This window comes from Cupriavidus sp. F041 (assembly GCF_057814235.1).
Genome location: NZ_JBVASY010000003.1, coordinates 155,299 through 173,414 on the forward strand (window position 1 = coordinate 155,299; position 18,116 = coordinate 173,414).

General features: G+C 65.1%; 15 protein-coding genes. 8 read left to right on the plus strand and 7 right to left on the minus strand.

Annotation, left to right across the window (positions count from 1 at the left end):
• Positions 1–4 precede the first annotated feature (4 nt).
• Positions 5–616, plus strand: a complete 612-nt coding sequence (locus ACZY0R_RS39345; protein ID WP_488866726.1) for a DUF2889 domain-containing protein — start codon at positions 5–7, stop codon at positions 614–616.
• A 109-nt stretch (positions 617–725) separates the two neighbouring features.
• On the opposite strand, the gene ACZY0R_RS39350 is transcribed toward ACZY0R_RS39345, so the two are convergent.
• Genes ACZY0R_RS39350 through ACZY0R_RS39375 form a run of 6 tightly spaced genes read right to left on the minus strand, consistent with a single transcriptional unit; the run spans position 726 to position 6,446 of the window.
• Positions 726–1,694: a Bug family tripartite tricarboxylate transporter substrate binding protein gene (locus tag ACZY0R_RS39350; RefSeq protein WP_488866728.1), complete on the minus strand. Its 969-nt coding sequence runs from the start codon at positions 1,692–1,694 to the stop codon at positions 726–728.
• Positions 1,695–1,739: 45 nt separating this feature from the next.
• Complete coding sequence (locus ACZY0R_RS39355; protein ID WP_488866730.1) at positions 1,740–2,720, minus strand: Bug family tripartite tricarboxylate transporter substrate binding protein; 981 nt, start codon at positions 2,718–2,720, stop codon at positions 1,740–1,742.
• 37 nt (positions 2,721–2,757) lie between these two features.
• Positions 2,758–3,543, minus strand: coding sequence for a crotonase/enoyl-CoA hydratase family protein (locus ACZY0R_RS39360; RefSeq protein ID WP_488866732.1), 786 nt, complete (start codon positions 3,541–3,543; stop codon positions 2,758–2,760).
• Complete coding sequence (locus tag ACZY0R_RS39365) at positions 3,540–4,025, minus strand: hotdog family protein (protein ID WP_488866734.1); 486 nt, start codon at positions 4,023–4,025, stop codon at positions 3,540–3,542. The genes ACZY0R_RS39360 and ACZY0R_RS39365 overlap by 4 nt, the downstream gene beginning before the upstream one ends.
• A gap of 13 nt (positions 4,026–4,038) precedes the next feature.
• On the minus strand, positions 4,039–5,205 hold the full coding sequence (locus ACZY0R_RS39370) for an acyl-CoA dehydrogenase family protein (RefSeq protein ID WP_488866736.1): 1,167 nt from the start codon (positions 5,203–5,205) through the stop codon (positions 4,039–4,041).
• 26 nt (positions 5,206–5,231) lie between these two features.
• Entirely contained in the window at positions 5,232–6,446 is a 1,215-nt protein-coding gene (locus ACZY0R_RS39375; protein WP_488866738.1) for a CaiB/BaiF CoA transferase family protein, read from the minus strand.
• A gap of 288 nt (positions 6,447–6,734) precedes the next feature.
• Here ACZY0R_RS39375 and ACZY0R_RS39380 point away from each other — a divergent pair, with 288 nt between their 5' ends.
• The 6 genes from ACZY0R_RS39380 to ACZY0R_RS39405 all read left to right on the plus strand — a co-directional run bounded on the left by ACZY0R_RS39380 (position 6,735) and on the right by ACZY0R_RS39405 (position 15,043).
• The gene (locus ACZY0R_RS39380; protein WP_488866740.1) at positions 6,735–9,527 is read left to right on the plus strand and encodes a winged helix-turn-helix domain-containing protein; all 2,793 of its coding nucleotides are present in this window, start codon (positions 6,735–6,737) and stop codon (positions 9,525–9,527) included.
• Between the two features lie 182 nt (positions 9,528–9,709).
• Positions 9,710–10,849 (plus strand): acyl-CoA dehydrogenase family protein, encoded by a 1,140-nt coding sequence (locus tag ACZY0R_RS39385; RefSeq protein WP_488866742.1) that lies wholly within the window; start codon positions 9,710–9,712, stop codon positions 10,847–10,849.
• A gap of 107 nt (positions 10,850–10,956) precedes the next feature.
• Positions 10,957–12,144, plus strand: a complete 1,188-nt coding sequence (locus tag ACZY0R_RS39390) for a lipid-transfer protein (RefSeq protein ID WP_488866744.1) — start codon at positions 10,957–10,959, stop codon at positions 12,142–12,144.
• The gene (locus ACZY0R_RS39395) at positions 12,145–12,444 is read left to right on the plus strand and encodes an FAS1-like dehydratase domain-containing protein (protein ID WP_488867306.1); all 300 of its coding nucleotides are present in this window, start codon (positions 12,145–12,147) and stop codon (positions 12,442–12,444) included.
• A gap of 6 nt (positions 12,445–12,450) precedes the next feature.
• Positions 12,451–13,251, plus strand: coding sequence for an SDR family NAD(P)-dependent oxidoreductase (locus tag ACZY0R_RS39400; RefSeq protein ID WP_488867308.1), 801 nt, complete (start codon positions 12,451–12,453; stop codon positions 13,249–13,251).
• 85 nt (positions 13,252–13,336) lie between these two features.
• Positions 13,337–15,043 carry a long-chain-fatty-acid--CoA ligase gene (locus ACZY0R_RS39405; protein ID WP_488866746.1) on the plus strand — a complete coding sequence of 569 codons (1,707 nt, stop codon included), beginning with the start codon at positions 13,337–13,339 and terminating at the stop codon, positions 15,041–15,043.
• Positions 15,044–15,076: 33 nt separating this feature from the next.
• Here ACZY0R_RS39405 and ACZY0R_RS39410 read toward each other — a convergent pair whose 3' ends face one another.
• On the minus strand, positions 15,077–16,258 hold the full coding sequence (locus tag ACZY0R_RS39410) for a Bug family tripartite tricarboxylate transporter substrate binding protein (protein WP_488866748.1): 1,182 nt from the start codon (positions 16,256–16,258) through the stop codon (positions 15,077–15,079).
• A 220-nt stretch (positions 16,259–16,478) separates the two neighbouring features.
• On the opposite strand from ACZY0R_RS39410, the gene ACZY0R_RS39415 reads away from it, so the two are divergent.
• Positions 16,479–18,038: an acyl-CoA synthetase gene (locus ACZY0R_RS39415; RefSeq protein WP_488866750.1), complete on the plus strand. Its 1,560-nt coding sequence runs from the start codon at positions 16,479–16,481 to the stop codon at positions 18,036–18,038.
• The last annotated feature ends 78 nt before the right edge of the window (positions 18,039–18,116 follow it).

The following is an 18,116-nucleotide window of genomic DNA, read 5'->3' on the forward strand; positions in this document are numbered from 1 at the left end:
CCCCATGGATCAAGCCACATCCGAACAGCGGCCCCGCACGCTACTCCACGGACGCAAGATCGATTGCAAAGGGTACGGCCGCGACGACGGCCTGTATGACATCGAGGCCCGCATGATGGATCTCACCCCGAACGGAACCGAACTGCCGTTCAAGACGCTTGCACCAGGCGCCGCGATCCATGACATGTGGCTCGTCATGACGATCGACCGGGAACTGGTCATCCGTCAGTTCGAAGCGCGCACCGATGCCGGCGCGACCCCGTATTGCAGTGAAATCAACGCCGCCTACTCGGCGCTGGCCGGCCTCAAGATCGGTCCCGGCTTCAAGCAGAAGGCCAAGGCGCTGGTCGGTGGCGCGCGCGGCTGTACGCACCTGACCGAGCTGCTCGGCCCGCTCGCCACCACCGCCATGCAGACCATCATGTCGGAATGGCGCGCCGCGCGGCCCTGGCATGTCGTCAAGAACGAGCAGGGACCGTTGGCGAAGCCCTGGGTGCTCGACACCTGCCACGCGTATCGCCTGGAAGGCGAAGCCGCGGAAGTGATCTGGCCGCTGCACCGCCGCGACCACGACGCCCCGCCGCGGAAGATCGAACTGACCGTCCCGGTGAAATAACGCATCGGGAGGCGGCGCGCCACCGCCCTCGCCCGGCGATCCACCTCCCTCTGAACTTCCCCGGTGGGGTCCCGCTTGCCGCCAGGGGCCGGGGGAACCGCCCGGCCTGTTATTCCTGGTGAATTCCGGCCACCTCGACGATCCGTCTGGTCCTTTCGATCTCGCTCAACTGGAAATCGCGCAGTTGCTGCGGCCCGCCGGGAAAGGCGCTGCCGCCCAGCGAGTCCATGAAGCGCGCACCCTCCTCGGTTATCAAGGCCTCGCGCACCGCCTGCGACAGCCGGCTGACGATCTTTTCCGGCACCTTGGCGGGAGCAAACATGCCCGTCCACGCATACGACTCATAGCCCTTGCTGCCGCTTTCGGCAATGGTCGGCACTTGTGGCAGCTCCTTGAGGCGCTCGGCGCTGGTCACCGCGAGCGCGCGCACTTTGCCGGCGCGGATCAGCGGCATCACCGCGCTCACCTCGGCCATCGAGTAATCGACAGTGCCGGCGGCCAGGTCGCTGATGGCCAGCGAGGTGCCCTTGTAGGGGATCGGCGTGGCCCGGATGCCCCGTCCCTCATGGAAGTGTTCCAGCGCAACCTGGTAGGTCGGCGTGCCACTGGCATAGTTGAGCTTGCCCGGCGCGCTGCGCGCCGCCGCCACGAGGCTGTCCAGGGTCTTGTAGGGCGAGGTGGCCGGCACCGCCAGCACCATCGGAAAGCGCGCGATGCGCGCCACTGGCGCGAAATCCTTGACCGGATCGTAGGGCAGGCTCTTGAACACCGCGGCGTTGGTCACCATGGGCGAGTTGCTGGCCACGAAGACGGTGTACCCGTCCGGCGCGGCCTCCGCCACCGCCTTGGCAGCGATAAAGCTGTTGGCGCCGGGCTTGTTCTCGACCACGAAGGGCTGGCCGAACTTTTCAGTCAGGTGCTTGGCGATAAAGCGTGCGGTGGTATCCGCGCCGCTGCCCGGCGGCAACGACACGATGAGCTTGACCATCCGCTCGGGATAATCGGCTGCAGCCGCGCTCGCCCCAGCCGCGAGCATGGACAAGGTAACAAGGCAGTGCCCGAATTGGCGTCGTTTCATTTGTCTCCTCCTGTTTCTGCATCTTTTTCTATGTGACTGTCCGGCCTATTCCGGTTCCACGCCCGCCGCCCGCGCTGCGCTGGCCCAGCGCGCGGTTTCGCCGCGCAGGTAGGCCGCGAACTGCTCCGGCGTCGAATTCTGCAGCTCCACGCACTGCGGCGCAAACTGTTGCCTGATCTCGGGATCGCCGACCGCCTTGTTCGCCGCCGCGTTCAATCGCTGCACGATGGCCGCCGGCGTGCCCGCGGGCACCAGCATGCCATGCCAGGTCGGCGCGGCAAAACCGGGCATGATGGATTCGCTCAGCGCCGGCACGCCGGGCAGCACGGAGACGCGCTTCTGGCTGGTCACGGCCAGCGCGCGCACACGCTTGTCTCGTATATAAGGCAGCGCCGAGCTCACGGCATCCAGCATGAATTGCGTTTGCCCGCCGATCAGGTCGGTCATGGCCGGCGCCGTGCCCTTGTATGGCACGTGGATGGCCTGCAGTCCATTGGCCTGAAGGAACAGCGCGACGCCCAGGTGAGTGATGTTGCCAACGCCGCCCGTGCCATAGGACAACTGGCCCGGATGTGTCTTCAGGTACTGCACGAATTGCTGGATGTTTGCCGTGGGAAGCGATGGATTCACCATCAGGACCGCGGGAATCGTCGCGGTCATGGCGACCGGTGAAAAATCCTTCAGCGGATCGTAGGAAAGGCGCTTATAAAGTGCCGGGCTGATGGCAAAACCGGACGAATGATATAGGACGGTGTAACCGTCCGGCGCGGACCGGGCAACGTACTCGCAGGCGATATTGCCGCTCGCCCCGGTACGGTTGTCGACCACTACAGGCTGCCCCAGTTGCTGCGACATTTTCGCCACAAGCCCACGGGCAACCGCATCCGTTGGTCCTCCAGCCGCGTAGGGCAATACCAGCCTGATCGGCTTTTGCGGCCAAGCGGCAGGCTCGCCCGCCGCGCGCGCGAGCGGCCATCCTGCCATCGCACCCAACGCCGCGAGTACGCGGCGACGCTTGATCTCCATAGGTCGTCTCCTTGTCTTGTTTTTTCTCTAGGGCCAGTCAGCCGTTGCTTCGATTCAGGAAGCCGTCGAGCGCCGCCTCATGCTCCCCGGTGTGATGGGCCAGCGCCTGGAAGCCCGCCGACATCTCCAGCAGCGAATCCAGCCGGGCGTGTTGCCCCTCGCGCAGCAAGCGCTTGGTCATGCGCAGGGCGTGGGCCGGATTGCTGGCGATCCGGCGTGCCAGACCGAGTGCGGCCGGCATCAGTTCGTCCGCGGGCACCACGCGCGACACCAGGCCCCAGGCCAACGCCTGCGCGGCGTCGATCGGCTCCCCGGTGAACGACATCTCGCAAGCGCGCGACATACCCACCGCGCGCGGCAGCAGCCACGCGCCGCCGTCGCCCGGCAGCAGGCCGAGCTTGACAAAGCTCTCGGCGAACACTGCCTTGTCAGATGCGATGCGGATGTCGCACATGCAGGCCAGGTCATTACCAGCCCCATAGGCGGGCCCGTTGACCGCCGCGATGGTGGGCACTTCCAGGTTGCATAGCGCCAGCGGTATGCGCTGGATGCCATCGCGGTAGGCATAGCGGCTTTTGGCCGGCTCACCCAGACCCGTCCCCACCGAATCGCGGAGCGTCTTCAGGTTTCCGCCCGATGAGAATGCCGGACCGGCACCGGTCAGGATCACGGCGCGCACCGACATATCCTTGTTGATAGCCTCGCACATGGCGACCATGCTTTCAATCGCATCGTCGTCGGACAGCGCGTTGCGCGTCCGCGGACGGTTCATGGTCACCACCGCGACATGCCCGTCCTTCTCGATCTTCAGAAAAGCGCTCATCTCGACTCCTGTGCCTGTACGGCAATATTGGCTTCCGCCTTCATGCGCATCATGCGCAACGGCGCATAGGTAAGGACGGTCTTTCCGTGCTGGTTGACGACCGCGTTGCGGGTGCGCACCAGGCCGCGGCCCGGCTTGGAAGTGGCGCGGTGCTCGATCACCTCGCATTGCACGTGGATCGTGTCGCCCACGAAGGCGGGCGCGCTGACGTCCAGGCTGGCATTCAGGAAAGCCAGCCCGATGCCCTGCATGGCGGGCGTGACCAGCCCCTCCGCGCACGCATACAGCAGCGCCGCCGGTACCACGCGCCCCTGGATCGCCATGTCGGCGCGATCGCTGGCGTTGGTGAACAGTTCCTCGTTCAGCCAGCTCAGGTTGACGAAGTTGACGAGGTCAGCCTCGGTCACCGTACGGCTGCGCGAGCGAAAGCGCATGCCCAGCTCCAGATCGTCCCAGAAGAATCCCGTGTTTAGTGTGATCATGGCGATTCCCCGTTCAGTACGACTTGGGCAAGCCGAGCACCTTCTCGGCAATGAAGCACAGGATCAGTTGCGGGCTGATCGGTGCAATGCGCGGGATCAGCGATTCGCGCAGGTAGCGCTCCACGTGGTACTCCTTGGCATAGCCATAGCCGCCGTGGGTCATCACCGCGCTCTGGCAGGTCTTGTAGCAGGCCTCCGCGGCGAGGTACTTGGCTGCGTTTGCCTCGGCGCCACATGCCTCGCCGCGGTCGAACTTCGCGGCGGCGTTAAGCATCATCAGGTTTGCCGCCTCCAGCTCCATCCAGCATTCCGCCAGCGGATGCTGGATCCCCTGGTTCTTGCCGATCTGGCGGTCGAACACCACGCGCTCCCTGGCATACTGCGTGGCCCGCGCCAGCGCGGCGCGCCCCAGCCCCACCGCTTCCGCCGCCACCAGGATGCGTTCGGCATTCATGCCGTGCAGGATGTAGTGAAAGCCCTTGCCCTCGTCACCGATGCGGTCTTCTACCGCCACCTCGAGGCCGTCGATAAAGACCTGGTTGGTATCGACGGCCTTGCGGCCCATCTTGTCGATCTCGCGGGTTTCCACATGATTGCGGTCGATGGTCGTATAGAACAGGCTCAACCCGTCCGACTTGCTCTTGACCGACTCCAGCGGCGTGGTGCGCGCCAGGATCAGCATCTTTTCCACGCAACTGGCGGTCGAGATAAACGTCTTGGCGCCGTTGAGCACATAGTGATCGCCCTGCCGGTCCGCGCGCGTCTTCAGTTGCGTTGTATTCAGGCCAGTATTGGGCTCCGTCACCGCAAAGCATGCGCGTTCCTTGCCGGCAATCAGCGGCGGCAGCATGCGTTGCTTCTGTTCCTCATTGCCGAACATCACCACCGGATTGAGGCCGAAGATATTCATATGCACGGCGGACGCGCCACTCATTCCCGCGCCCGACTCGGCAATGGCCTGCATCATGATGGCGGCCTCGGAAATGCCCAGGCCGGAACCCCCATAGGCCTGGGGAATGCAGATGCCCAGCCAGCCGTCCTTTGCCAGGGCCTGGTGGAAGTCGGCCGGAAAGCCGCCGGCGCGGTCTTTTTCCAGCCAGTACTCGGCGCCGAAGCGCTCGCAGATTTTCAGGATGGCATCGCGGATCTCGCGATGCTCGGCGGAAAGGTTCAATTCCATGGCTTAGGCGTTATTACCTGCTGTTGTTACTGGCTGTTGTGCTCGGGAAGAAACGTCGCGGCCTGCGCGGCGAGCGCCTGGATTTGCGCCGCGCTGTAGCCGGCCTGCGCCAGCACCTCGGCGCTGTGCTCGCCCAGCCGCGGCGCCTGGCGCTCGACGCGCGGCTGCGACTTCGACCAGGCCGAAGGGATTGCCATCGAACGCACGCGGCCTTCGCTGGGATGCTCGACGATGCCGAAGAATCCCACCGCATTGAGATGCGGGTCCGCCATGAGCGAGTCGATGGTGTGCATGGGCATCACCGGGATGTCGGCGGCTTCGAGCACCGTGGTCCATTCGGCCGAGGTACGCGTTGCCATGACCTCGGCCAGCATCCGGTAAAGCTCGTGAATGTGTTCGGTACGCTTGCCGATGGAGCTGAAGCGTGGATCGCTTTCCATGACCTCGGGCTTGCCGATCAGGTCGAAGAAGGACTTCCACTGCTTGTCGTTGTAGACCATCACGCAAAGATGCCCGTCCCGGGTCCGGTACGGACGGCGGTGATCGTTCAGCAAGCGCCCGTAACCGGCGGGTCCTTCCGGTGGGTCGAAGGTGTGCCCGTACATGTGATCGCCAAGGACGAACTGTGCCATGGTCTCGAACATCGGCACTTCGATCGATTGCCCTTCTCCCGTGCGCTCGCGGTGGTACAGCGCCGCGCTTACGGCATTGGCGGCGCTCATGCCGACGATACGGTCTGCCATGGCATTGGGTGCGTACCGCGGCACTTCCGAGCCGGCCTGGGTGCTTAGCGACGGAATCGCGACCGCGCCCTGGATCAGATCGTCGTAGGCAGGCTTGGCGGCATAGGGGCCGCGCTGCCCGTAGCCATAGACGCCGACATAGATGATTTTCGGGTTAACCCCGACGATTTCCTCATAGCCGAGGCCAAGCCTCGCCATGGCTTGCGGCCGCACGTTGTAGATCAGCACGTCCGCATCGGCCGCCAGGCGCAGCAGCGCATCGCGTCCGCCGGCCTGCTTGAGATCCAGCACCACGCTGCGCTTGCCGCGGTTGGCGTGCAGGAAAACGCCACCCATGCCCGGGTTGCGGCTGGGACCAATGCCGCGGACGGTGTCCCCTCCGGGGGGTTCAACCTTGATGACATCCGCGCCCAGTTCGCCGAGTATCTGGGTCGCGTACGGCCCCATCAACACCGTGGTCATGTCGACGATACGCACGCCTGCAAGGGGGCCGCTCACGCTTTGCTCCCTGAGCACAAGGTGGGCGGGAAAGTATCGGGCTTCATGGATGCCTCCTCGAATAGAACGAGGCCATGCTACGGAAGCCGGTGCAGCGAGAAAAATACTTTCTTTGTGTCGGCCGATACGCCAAACGTATCGCGCTGTCGCCAGCGCCGCGCCAGCGCCGCGCCAGCGCGGCACTATAATGTGTCCGCGTCTTCGCTCCGTCTCCGGAATCTGCTGCATGGCCGCAATCGGAGCCGGCAAGCCAGCTGACCATTAAAGTTGATCAACAAGCCTGCGCCAATGCCTCCCTCCAGCATCCCGTCCGAAGGAACGTCCGTCTCCACCGGCCATGCGGCTCAATCCATCGCCAGCACCAAGCTGGTTCCGCCGCGCGGCGCGCGCCGGCTGATGCCGCGCGAAGCGCTGCTGGCGCGGCTGCTCGAAGCGAGGCGCCAGCGCTGCGTGGTGATCCAGGGGCCGGCCGGCAGTGGCAAAACCAGCACATTGGTGGCATGGCGGCAGGCGCTTTTGTCTCTCGACTTCGACGTGGCCTGGCTTTCGTTGGGCGCCGAGGACAACGAGCCCACGCGCTTCTTCGACTGCCTGCTGGCCAGCCTGGCCGAAGTGGATGCCAGGATGGTGCGCGAAGCTGCCTTGCTCATGGGGCGCGACAGCGAAGACTCGGCCATCGAGCATTGGGTGATCACGCTGGTCAACGGCATCGCAAGCCGGACGCGCGAACTGGTGCTGATGCTCGACGACCTCCAGCACGTGAACGATCCGCGCATCATCGAAGCCCTGCAATGCCTGATCGATTACGCGCCCCCGCAACTGCACCTGGCGCTAGGCTCCCGCAGCGCGCTGCCGCTGTCGCTGTCGCGCCTGCGCGCACAGGGATTGCTGAGCGAATTCGACCTGCGCGACCTGCGTTTTAGCGCGGAAGAGTCCGAACGCTTCCTGCTCGAGCAGCTCGGCAAGATCGATAAGCGCGATGCCGAGGTGCTGCATGAACTGACCGATGGATGGATCGCCGGCTTGCAGCTATTCGCCCTCGACCTCAAGACCAAGCAAGGCGCGCCGCAATACGCGCAATACGCGCGCATGGAGGTGCGCGACGCGCGTGCCTTCGCCAGTTACCTCGAGCGCGAGGTGCTGCTGAGGCTGGCGCCGGACGACCTCGAACTGCTTACCCGTATTTCGATCTGCAACCGGTTTTCCGCGCCGTTGTGCGCCACCCTGATGGGCATGCCGCACGCCGTGGCGCGCATGATGGCGCGGCTTGCGCACCTGGACAGCGACAACCTCTTCATTACGCAGATCAGCAGCCGCGACCGCGAGACCTGGTACCGGATACATCCGCTTTTGCGCGAGGTGCTGCAGGCCCGCCTGACAGTCTTGTCCGACGATGAGCAGCGTGCCTTGCATGCGGCAGCGTGGCGCTGGTTCGAGCAGCATGGCCATGTCGATGAGGCGGTTCGTCATGCCGTGCAGGCGGGCGAGCCGCAGGCTGCGGCCGATCTGGTCGAGGCCTGCGCCCGTGAGCTGTATGTGCAGGGCGAACTGAGCCAGGTTGCCGCCCTGGTGCGGCGGCTGCCGCCGGCCGAAGTGGAGGCGCGTTTCAGCCTGCGCTTGCTGTTGGCGCATCTGCGCCTGTACGCACGTGACCTGGACGCCGTCGCGCGGACCATCGATCAGTTGGAGGCGCCGGCCACGCTTGGCGAACTCGATGTCGGCCAGCGCTATGCGCTCATCCTGCTGCGGGCCGGACTGGCGCTGCAGCGCGACGACACCGATGCGGTGGTTGCCCTGCTCCCCGAGCTGCAGCGCGTGCCCGCCGACGCCGACGACCTCACCCTCGCCGGGCGGAGCAATGTCCTGTCGTGGATGTACATGTACCGCGGCGAGTATGAAATGGCCCGCAAGGTGCTGGAAGACGAGGGCTGGCGCGAGGGTGCGCCGCGCACCAGCCTGGTGGGACGCTGCCTGGGCGGCATGAGCCACGCGCTGGAAGGCGATATCGTACGTGCCGAACGCATCTTCCGCGACGCGCTGCAGGAGGCGGAGAAGTATGGCGCCGCCTTCATCGGCGTCGCCTGCATGGCCGCGGGCCTGCTGGGCGATGCCATGTACGAGCTAAACGAAGTCGACGTCGCGCGGCGGATGCTGGAGGCGCGCATCGAGGTGCTGGAGCGCATCTCGATCCCCGACACCGTGTTCCGGGCGCTGCTGGTACTCGCCTCCGCCCACTGGCGCGCAGGCGGCTACCTGGAAGCGCGGGCCTATCTCGATCGTCTCGAAGAGTATGCCACCACCCATGGCCTGGACCGGCTCCTCGCACACGCACTTGGCTCACGCCTGCGCTGGCACCTCCAGCAGGGCGAGCCGGACCAGGCCGAAGCGGTCCTGGCACGGCTTGAAACGCTCGGCGTGCGCCACGCCGACGCTACCCGCAGCCCCGCATGGGAGATCACTGTCTGCGCCAGGCGCGCGCGTATTGACATGTGCGTGCACCGCAAGGATTTCGAAGCGGCGCTGGCCCAGTTGGTACCGCTTATCTCGATGACCGAGGCGAGCGGCCGCTGGCGGCGCGTAGCCAGCCTGCGCATGCAACTCGCGCTGGTCGAGCAGGCCTGCGGACGCACCCGCTCGGCAAGCGAAAACCTCCTCCAGGCCGTCCGCCTGGGCCATCGGCTTGGGCTGGTGCGCACCTTGCTTGATGTTTCGTCGCGCGTACCGGAGCACCTCGACGCGCTACTGCAGGAGAAAGTGCTCGACCCGGTGCTCACGTTTTACGTCCAGCGCCTGCTGGCAGCGGCGGCCCAAACCGTGGGCGAACCTGCGGCCCGCCCGTCCGCCGGCCCGGCAGGCGCAATGCCTAACCTCACCGAGCGCGAGGCGGAAGTGGTGGAGCTGCTCGCGCAGGCCATGGCCAACAAGAGAATCGCAAAGGTGCTCAACGTGACGCCGGAGACCGTGAAATGGCACCTGAAGAACATCTACGCCAAGCTCAACGTAGCTGGGCGAGACGAGGCTGTGGGCCGCTTGCGCGATCTGGCGGCCAGCCAGTCGCAGGTGCCTGCCCGCCCTCGCTAGCACCGGGGCGGCCCTCAAAGCCGCACAGTTTGATCGGCAGTCGCGCCAGGTCCGCAGCACGCTAGCCCCCCCGACTCGGGGAGTGCCGCCCGCCCCGCTCTCCACGAAGATGAATGCAATGCGGCGCCGTGCCATAAATCAGCACAACGCCGCCCTTCATCCAGACATCAGGGGAGCATCGGGTGGACGTCATCCGTACCGTTTTTCGCGAAGACCACGAAATGCTGCGCGACAGCGCGCGGCGCTTCTTCGAGAGGGAGTGCGCGCCGCGCCAGTCCGATTGGGACCAGGCCGGCCGCGTGGACCGCGAGACCTGGCTCAAGGCCGGCCGCGAGGGCCTGCTGTGCGTCGCCATTCCCACCGGGTACGGCGGCGGCGGTGGAGACTTCGGGCATTCCGCGGTCGTTCTCGAGGAAATGCACCGCGCCGGCATTTCCGGGGCAGGCTTCTCGCTGCATTCCGACATCATCGCGCCTTACATCAACCGGCTGGGCACCGAAGCGCAGAAACAGCAGTGGCTGCCCTCGATCTGCGCCGGGGAGACCATCCTGGCGGTCGGCATCACCGAGCCTGGCGGCGGCTCCGATGTCAAGGCCGCGCGCACCACGGCCGTACGCGATGGCGACGAATACGTCATCAACGGCAGCAAGACGTTCATCTCGAATGGCATGAGCGCCGACATGATCATGCTCGTCTGCAAGACCGACCCGGCGGCCGGCGCCAAGGGCATCAGCCTGATCATGGTCGAGACCAACCGCGAGGGTTTCCGCCGCGGCCGCAAGCTCCAGAAGGTCGGCCAGCCGGCAGCGGATACGGCCGAGCTGTTCTTCGACAACGTGCGCGTGCCCGTGGGCAATCTGCTGGGCGAGCCGAATCAGGGCTTTGGCTACCTGATGCAGGAACTGGCTCAGGAACGCCTGATCATCGCGCTGTACGCCGCCACCGCGCTTGAACGCCTGCTCGGCGTGACGCTGGATTATGTGAAGGACCGCAAGGCCTTCGGTCAAACCGTCTGGGACTTCCAGAACACCAAGTTCAAGCTGGCCGATGCCAAGGCCCACGCGGTGGCGCTGCGCACCATGGTCGACTACTACCTGGGCGAGCACCTGCGCCGCAAACTCACCGTGCACGAAGCCGCCATCGCCAAGCTCCACGCCACCGAAACCCTGTGGAAATGCCTCGACGACATGGTGCAACTGCACGGCGGCTACGGCTACATGCTTGAGTATCCGATCGCGCGCGCCTTTGCCGACTACCGCGTGTCGCGCGTGGTCGGCGGTGCCAACGAGGTCATGCGCGACCTGATTGCACGCAAGCTCTAGGCAGAGCCTGGAAGCTTCCCTGGCGATTCCCCCTTTCAATCCCGTTATTGCAAACAAGGCGGGCAGTGGCCGAAGGCCGCGCCCCCATCGAAACACTGGAGACAGACATGAGTGAAAAAGTGCTGGTTGGCGGCGTAGGCATGATCCAGTTCAGCAAGCCGGGCGCCAGCCCGAGCTATACCGACATGGGTGCCGAGGCCACGCGCCGCGCGCTGGCCGATGCCGGGATCGACTACCGGATGGTACAGCAAGCCTATGTCGGCTACGTGTACGGCGACTCCACCTGCGGGCAGACTGCGCTGTACGAGGTGGGCCTGAGCGGCATCCCCATCGTCAACGTCAACAACAACTGCTCGACCGGCTCGACCGCGCTCTACCTGGCCCGCCAGGCGGTGGCGCTCGGCGATGCCGACTGCGTGCTGGCGCTGGGCTTCGAACAGATGCAGGCGGGCGCGCTGAAATCGCACTGGGACGACCGCCCTGCCACGCGTGCGCGCTTCCAGCCCATCATGCGCGAGCTCACCGCCGACGTGTCCGACTTGCCGCAGGCCCTGCGCACCTTCGGCGGCGCCGGCCGCGAGCACATGCAGAAGTACGGCACCAGGATGGAGACCTTTGCCGCCATCCGCGCCAAGGCCAGCCGCCACGCCGCCAACAACCCGCTGGCGCTCTTCAAGAACGTCCTCACCACCGAGGACGTGATGAATGACAAGGTGATGTGGCCCGGCGTGATGACGCGCCTGATGGCCTGCCCGCCGACCTGTGGCGCTGCCGCCGCGCTCATCGTCTCCGAGAAGTTCGCCAAGAAGCACGGCCTGCGCACGGACGTGCAGATCCTGGCCCAGTCGATGACCACCGACCCGGTCGAGTCCTTCGACCCGCCCTCGCTGATCAGCTATGCGGGCTTTCACATGGCCAAGGCGGCGGCGGACAAGGTCTACGAGAAAGCCGGCGTAGATCCCAAGGATATCCGCGTCTGCGAACTGCACGACTGCTTCGCCCACAACGAACTGCTGAGCTACGAAGCGCTCGGCCTGTGCGGCATCGGCGAGGCCGAGAAGTTCGTGATGAATGGCGACAATACCTACGGCGGCCAGGTCGTGACCAACCCCTCCGGCGGCCTGCTGTCCAAGGGCCATCCGCTGGGCGCCACTGGTCTGGCCCAGTGCTACGAGCTGACGAACCAGTTGCGCGGCACCGCGGACAAGCGCCAGGTCGAGGGCGTGAATCTTGCCTTGCAGCATAACCTCGGCCTGGGCGGCGCCTGCGTTGTCACGCTCTACGGCAAGAACTGAATCCAGGAAGGCGCGGTTCGCGCCTATGCGAAGGCCATCGGCGAGACCGACCCGACCTATGGCGACCTCGCTGCCGCTCGCGACGCGGGCCACCGTCCGGTACGCGTTCCGCCCACCTTCCTGTCCTGCCTGGAGGGGCGCATCTTCGACACGCGCGCGCGTCGAAGTGCCATACGCCAACCGGAAGGGCGAAATCAAGATCACCGGCCAGGCCGTGGTCGCGGTTCTCCGAATTTCATCAAGTACCCAAGTATCCATACACCAGGAGTTAGATTCATGAGCAAGACACTGCAAGGCTAGGTTGCCATCGTTACCGGCTCGGGCCGCGGCATCGGCCGCTGCGTGGCCCTCAAGCTCGCCAGCCAGGGTGCACGCGTGGTGGTCAACGATCTCGACGAAGCCCCCGCCAACGAGGTGGTGGCGGAGATCCGCAGCGCCGGTGGCGAAGCCGTGGCATTCGCCGGCAACATCATCGCACCGGATTTCGGCACCCGCATTGTGAAGACCGCGGTGGATGCGTTTGGCGGGCTCGATATCATCGTCAACAATGCCGGCTACACCTGGGACAACGTGATCCAGAAAATGTCCGATGAACAGTGGGACGCGATTGTCGACTGCCACCTGAAGGCGCCGTTCAACCTGCTGCGCGCCGCCCAGCCGGTGTTCCGCGAACTCAGCAAGGCCGAGGCCGAAGCCGGCAAGGAAGTCTTCCGCAAGGTGGTGAACATCTCGTCGATCTCCGGCACGCAGGGCAACGCCGGCCAGGTCAACTACTCGGCCGCCAAGGCTGGCGTGATGGGCATGACCAAGTCCCTCGCCAAGGAGTGGGGCCGCATGAAGGTCAACGTGAACTGCGTGGCCTTCGGCTTTATCTCGACCCGCCTGACCGAGGCGACCACCGAAGAAAAAACCGTGAGCATCGAAGGACGCGATATCAAGGTCGGCGTCAATCCGGACCGCATCGCTCAGGCCAGCAAGGAAATCGCGCTCGGCCGCCCTGGTACTGCCGAGGAAGCCGCGGGTTCGGTGTACATGTTCTGCATTCCTGAGTCGAACTACGTGACCGGCCAAACCCTGATTTGCGGCGGCGGCCGCGGCGGCTTCTAAGCCTCGGAACCGGCAAGCGCCGCCCCGCGCCGCAAGGTCCGGGGCGGACGGAACCAGACAATATGCCCCCTCGCCCCCAACTGACATGCCCCGCCTGACGCACCATTACGCACACTGGCCCGCCGGCGTCCCCCATACGGCGGCGCCGCCGGACTGCAATCTGTTCGATCATCTCGCGCTCAGCGCGGAGCGTCATCCAGACCGGACCGCGATTGAATACTATGGCCGGCAGACCAGCTACCGTGCGCTGCACGCTGCCACACTGGCGCTCGCCGGCTACCTGCAACAGCACCTGCAGGTCAGCCGTGGCGACAGGGTCGTGTTGCTGATGCAGAACTGCCCGCAGTTCGCCATCGCCTACTACGCGATCCTCCGCTGCGGTGGCGTGGTGGTGGCGGTGAACCCGACGAGCACAACCGAGGAAGTCCGGTACTACGTACAGGACTCCGGTGGACGGGCGCTCATCACCATGCAGGACATGTTGCCCAAGGTGCAACCGCTGCTAGACGATAGCGGCCTGGAGGGCTGCGTGGTGGGCGCCTGCTCGGAGTTTGCCGGCCGTGCCGGCGACGTGCCGTTCATGCATGTGCCGACGTTCGTGCAAGAAGCGCCAGACGCACCGCAACATAGGCGCCTCCACTCCTTCAGCGGCGCCCTGGCGGCGGGCATCGGCCCCGTCCTCGTGACGGCGGGCGGCGCGGACCTGGCAGTCATCGCCTATACCTCCGGCACGACCGGCAAGCCCAAGGGCGCCATGCTCAGCCATTGCGCCTTTGTCCATGCAATCGCTCAGCGCAAGCTATGGCAAGGCGACAGGGCTGGCCAGGTGGAACTGGCGGCATTGCCGGTCAGCCATCTGGCCGGCATGAGCATCCTGAACCTGGCGCTGTCGGCAGGCCGCACCCTGATCATGATGGCGCGCTGGGATGCGGATGCCGCCATCGAGTTGATCGAGTGCCATCGTGTCAATGCCTGGGGGGCGGTGACGCCAATGATCCTTGAGGTGCTGGCCCGCCTCGCTGTCACCCCGCGCGACTTTTCCTCGCTCACCTGGCTGTTTGGCGGCGCCACCGCCATACCGGAGGCCGTGGCCAGCGAGATCGAGATGCGCTTCGGTCTCGCCCTGATTGAGAGCTACGGCATGACCGAAACCTGCGCCGCCACGCACATCAACCCGCCGCAGGCGCCGCGCCGCCAGTGCGCCGGCGTGCCTTATGTGAATGTCGACGCGCGCATACTCGATCCGCAAAGCGGCGCCGAACTCGGCCCCGGCCAGTCCGGCGAGATCGTCATGCATACGCCGACGCTGTTCGACGGCTACTGGAACAAGCCAGAGGCCACGCGCGACGCCTTTATCGAGATCGACGGCAAGCGCTTCATGCGCAGCGGCGACATCGGCCATTACGATGAAGACGGCTACTTCTATGTCACGGATCGCCTCAAGCGCATGATCAATGCTTCCGGCCTGAAGGTATGGCCGGCCGAGATCGAGTCCAGGCTGTTCGAGCATCCCGCCGTGCAGGAAGCCTGCGTGATCTCCGCGCACGACGCGCGTCGCGGCGAGACCGTCAAGGCCTGCATCGTGCTGCGGCCATCCGCACGCGGCACGCTGCAACCCGAGCAATTGATCGAGTGGGCCCGTGCGCGCATGGCCGTCTACAAAGTGCCTCGCGTGATCGAGTTCGTCGACAGCCTGCCCAGGACCTCCACTGGCAAGCTATTGTGGCGCGTGCTACAGGACGAGCAGAATGCGCGCGATCGCGCTGCCCGTCCTTCCCGTCCTTCCCGCTGAACCGGGCGACCACCATCCCTTGTGCTCTCAGCCTCAGCGCTTCCCCAACCCGGTTTCCGCCACCAGCCGCCTATACCGCTCCGTGTCCGCCACCACCAGCGACGCAAGTTGCTTGCCGGAATCTCCCGCCACGACATAGCCGCCGTTCTGCAAGGCAAAGGTGCGGAATTCCGGCTGACGCACTACGTGGAGCAGCGCCGCTTCCAGCGCCTGCGCGACAGGTTCCGGCGTCTTGGCGCTCACGCCGAAGCCGATCCAAATCCTGTAGTCGTAGTTCGGTACACCGCCCTCGGCGACGGTGGGCACATCAGGCAGGTCCGGATGGCGCGCCTTTCCCGTGACTGCCAAGGCGCGAACTTTCCCTGAGCGAATGAGCGGCAAGGCACCGCCAATGTCGAGCATCCCCACGGCGATCGACCCGCCCATCAGGTCGGTCATCATCTGGCCCGCACCCTTGTAGGGAATGTAATTGAACGCGACCTTCGCCATGTCCTCCAGCAATACGACCCCCGCCTGATAGGTCAGCCCGTAGCTGGCCAGACTGACAGCCATCGGCCTGTTCCGCGCGGCGGCAAGCACGTCGCCCACGCTCTTGTAAGGCGAGTCGGCAGGCACGACCAGTGCCGCCGAGGCGTGCACTACGCTCACAAGGGGCCGGATATCACGCTGCGCGTCGTAGGGTATGTCCTTAAGGGTCAGGGGATTCAGCACCAGCGAGGCGGGCGACAGGAGCAAAATGCTGGCGCCGTCGGCCGGTGCATTGAGCATGCTTTGCACCGCGATCACCGAGTCGCCGCCCGGCCTGTTCGCGACAATGGCAGACTGTCCAATGACCTTGGCCATGCGCTCGGCCACAAAGCGGGTAATCGTATCACCACCGCTGCCTGGCCCGACTGGCACGATAAACCGCAACGGCCGCTTCAGCACCGTATCGGCCCGCGCACCTGACATGGTCCCCGGCAGCAGGCCCGCGGCCACCACGATACTGCAGTCAAGCATGCGCAACAACGACAAACGACGGTTCATCAAGGTCTCCAAATTCCATCTGGTTCTTGTGGGGCAAGTCTCGGTGTACCGCCCGCCGCCCGTAAATGGCCGAAGCCCGCAGAATCGTTGGCCGATGCCAGCGCACGCGACGAACATGCGCACAAACCCTGAGCGGCTCGGACGGCTGCGCGAATCGGCCAATTCGTTTGCGGGAACTTGCCATTTCAAGGCTGTTTCCCAAGCTTCATACTGAGCCGAGCATTCCAGGCAGTTGCAGCAGAAATCATTCAGCAGTGAGTACCGGCGCCCGCAGCGGTGCCAGCCCCGCCGGGTCACCAACAGCCAATCGGCGGGGAGCGATTGTGAATTTTTTGCCCGATTCGTGACCGCTGTGGAACCGTCTCGTTGCCAGCGTTGTCCCAAGTCGGTTCCCCCTGATCGGAGTGTGATGACAGTGAGACAGCCGAACTATCCCGGTGACTACGCCGCCCTGACACCCGGCAAGCCTGCCGCCATCGATGCGGCAACTGGCGCGGTGCTGACTTACCGCGAGCTTGACGAGCGCTCCAACCGGCTCGCGCAATATCTGCATGCGAACGGCCTGCGCCGCGGCGACCACTTCGCCGTGGTGCTGGAGAACAATCTCCGGATGTTCGAGATTGCCTGGGCGGCGCTGCGCTCCGGGTTGCTGATGACGGCGGTCAACCGCTTCCTGACGCCAGCCGAGACCGCCTACATCGTCGAAGATTGCGGCGCGCGCGTCGTCATTGGTTCCTACGCCATGCGCGAGCTGGCGGCGGCATTAACATCATGCATTCCAGCGGCCGCCACGCGCCTGATGCTGGACGGCACCATCGAAGGTTGGGGGAGCTACGAGCACGCCATCGCGGAACATCCGGCGCGCCCGCTGGAGGAAGAATGGCTGGGTGCCTTCATGCTCTACACCTCCGGCACCACCGGCCGGCCCAAGGGCGTGGTAGCCGCGACCCCGTCATGCAAGGTCTCGGACGACATGGCCATGGCGGCGCGCCATTCCATGTTTCGGGACCGCTATGGCTTTGCCACCGACACCGTTTACCTTTCCACTGCGCCGCTGTATCACGCGGCTCCGCTCGGCTATGCCATCAGCACACAGTACTATGGCGGCACCGTGGTCTGCATGAGCAAGTTCGATGCGGCGCAAGCGCTGGCACTGATCGAGCGCTATCGGATCACGCATAGCCAGTGGGTGCCGACAATGTTCGTGCGCCTGCTGAAGCTCTCCCCCGAGGCGCGCGCGAGACATGACTTGTCGAGCCACCGCTGCGCAATCCATGCCGCGGCACCATGCCCGGTGGAGGTCAAGCACCAGATGATCGCCTGGTGGGGGCCGATCATCCAGGAATACTATGGTGGCAGCGAAGGAAACGGCCTGACCGCCATCGACAGCCATGAGTGGCTCGCGCGACCTGGCTCGGTCGGGCGCCAGGTAAAGGGCGTGCTGCATGTCTGCGACGAGGATGGGCAGGAAGTCCCGGCGGGCGAGAAAGGTCTTATTTATTTCGAGTACCCACTGCCGTTCCATTACCACAACGCGCCCGACAAGACGGACGCGGGCCGGCACCCCCGGCAGCCCACCTGGAGCGCCATCGGCGACATTGGATACGTCGATGCCGAAGGCTATCTGTATCTGACTGACCGCAAGTCCTTCATGATCATTTCCGGCGGGGTCAACATCTATCCGCAGGCCATCGAGGACGCACTCGTCATGCACCCGCGCGTGGCCGACGCGGCAGTGATCGGCGTGCCGGATGCCGAGATGGGAGAGGCGGTCAAGGCGATCATCGAGCCCGCCCCGGGCGTGGCGCCGACAGAGGCGCTCGCAAACGAGCTTGTCGACTTCCTACGCGACAAGGTAGCGCGCTACATGTTGCCGCGCTCAGTGGACTTCATCGATGTCATGCCGCGGCTGGCCACCGGCAAGCTGTACAAGCAGTCCTTGCGCGAACGCTTCGGCAAAGCGCCATAACGCGCGGGCGCTGCCCGCCTGAGCGCCCCCGAAACGGTTTGCCAAAAGAACAAGATAACAACACAACGTCCGTTAAAC

What these genes read in the sequence shown, in the direction of transcription:
- ACZY0R_RS39360 (WP_488866732.1), bottom strand. Translation starts at nt 3,543, where the DNA reads ATGAGCGCTTTTCTGAAGATCGAGAAGGACGGGCATGTCGCGGTGGTG.
- ACZY0R_RS39370 (WP_488866736.1), bottom strand. Translation starts at nt 5,205, where the DNA reads ATGGAATTGAACCTTTCCGCCGAGCATCGCGAGATCCGCGATGCCATC.
- ACZY0R_RS39405 (WP_488866746.1), top strand. Translation starts at nt 13,337, where the DNA reads ATGCCCCGCCTGACGCACCATTACGCACACTGGCCCGCCGGCGTCCCC.
- ACZY0R_RS39365 (WP_488866734.1), bottom strand. Translation starts at nt 4,025, where the DNA reads ATGATCACACTAAACACGGGATTCTTCTGGGACGATCTGGAGCTGGGC.
- ACZY0R_RS39390 (WP_488866744.1), top strand. Translation starts at nt 10,957, where the DNA reads ATGAGTGAAAAAGTGCTGGTTGGCGGCGTAGGCATGATCCAGTTCAGC.
- ACZY0R_RS39350 (WP_488866728.1), bottom strand. Translation starts at nt 1,694, where the DNA reads ATGAAACGACGCCAATTCGGGCACTGCCTTGTTACCTTGTCCATGCTC.
- ACZY0R_RS39345 (WP_488866726.1), top strand. Translation starts at nt 5, where the DNA reads ATGGATCAAGCCACATCCGAACAGCGGCCCCGCACGCTACTCCACGGA.
- ACZY0R_RS39355 (WP_488866730.1), bottom strand. Translation starts at nt 2,720, where the DNA reads ATGGAGATCAAGCGTCGCCGCGTACTCGCGGCGTTGGGTGCGATGGCA.
- ACZY0R_RS39415 (WP_488866750.1), top strand. Translation starts at nt 16,479, where the DNA reads ATGACAGTGAGACAGCCGAACTATCCCGGTGACTACGCCGCCCTGACA.
- ACZY0R_RS39380 (WP_488866740.1), top strand. Translation starts at nt 6,735, where the DNA reads ATGCCTCCCTCCAGCATCCCGTCCGAAGGAACGTCCGTCTCCACCGGC.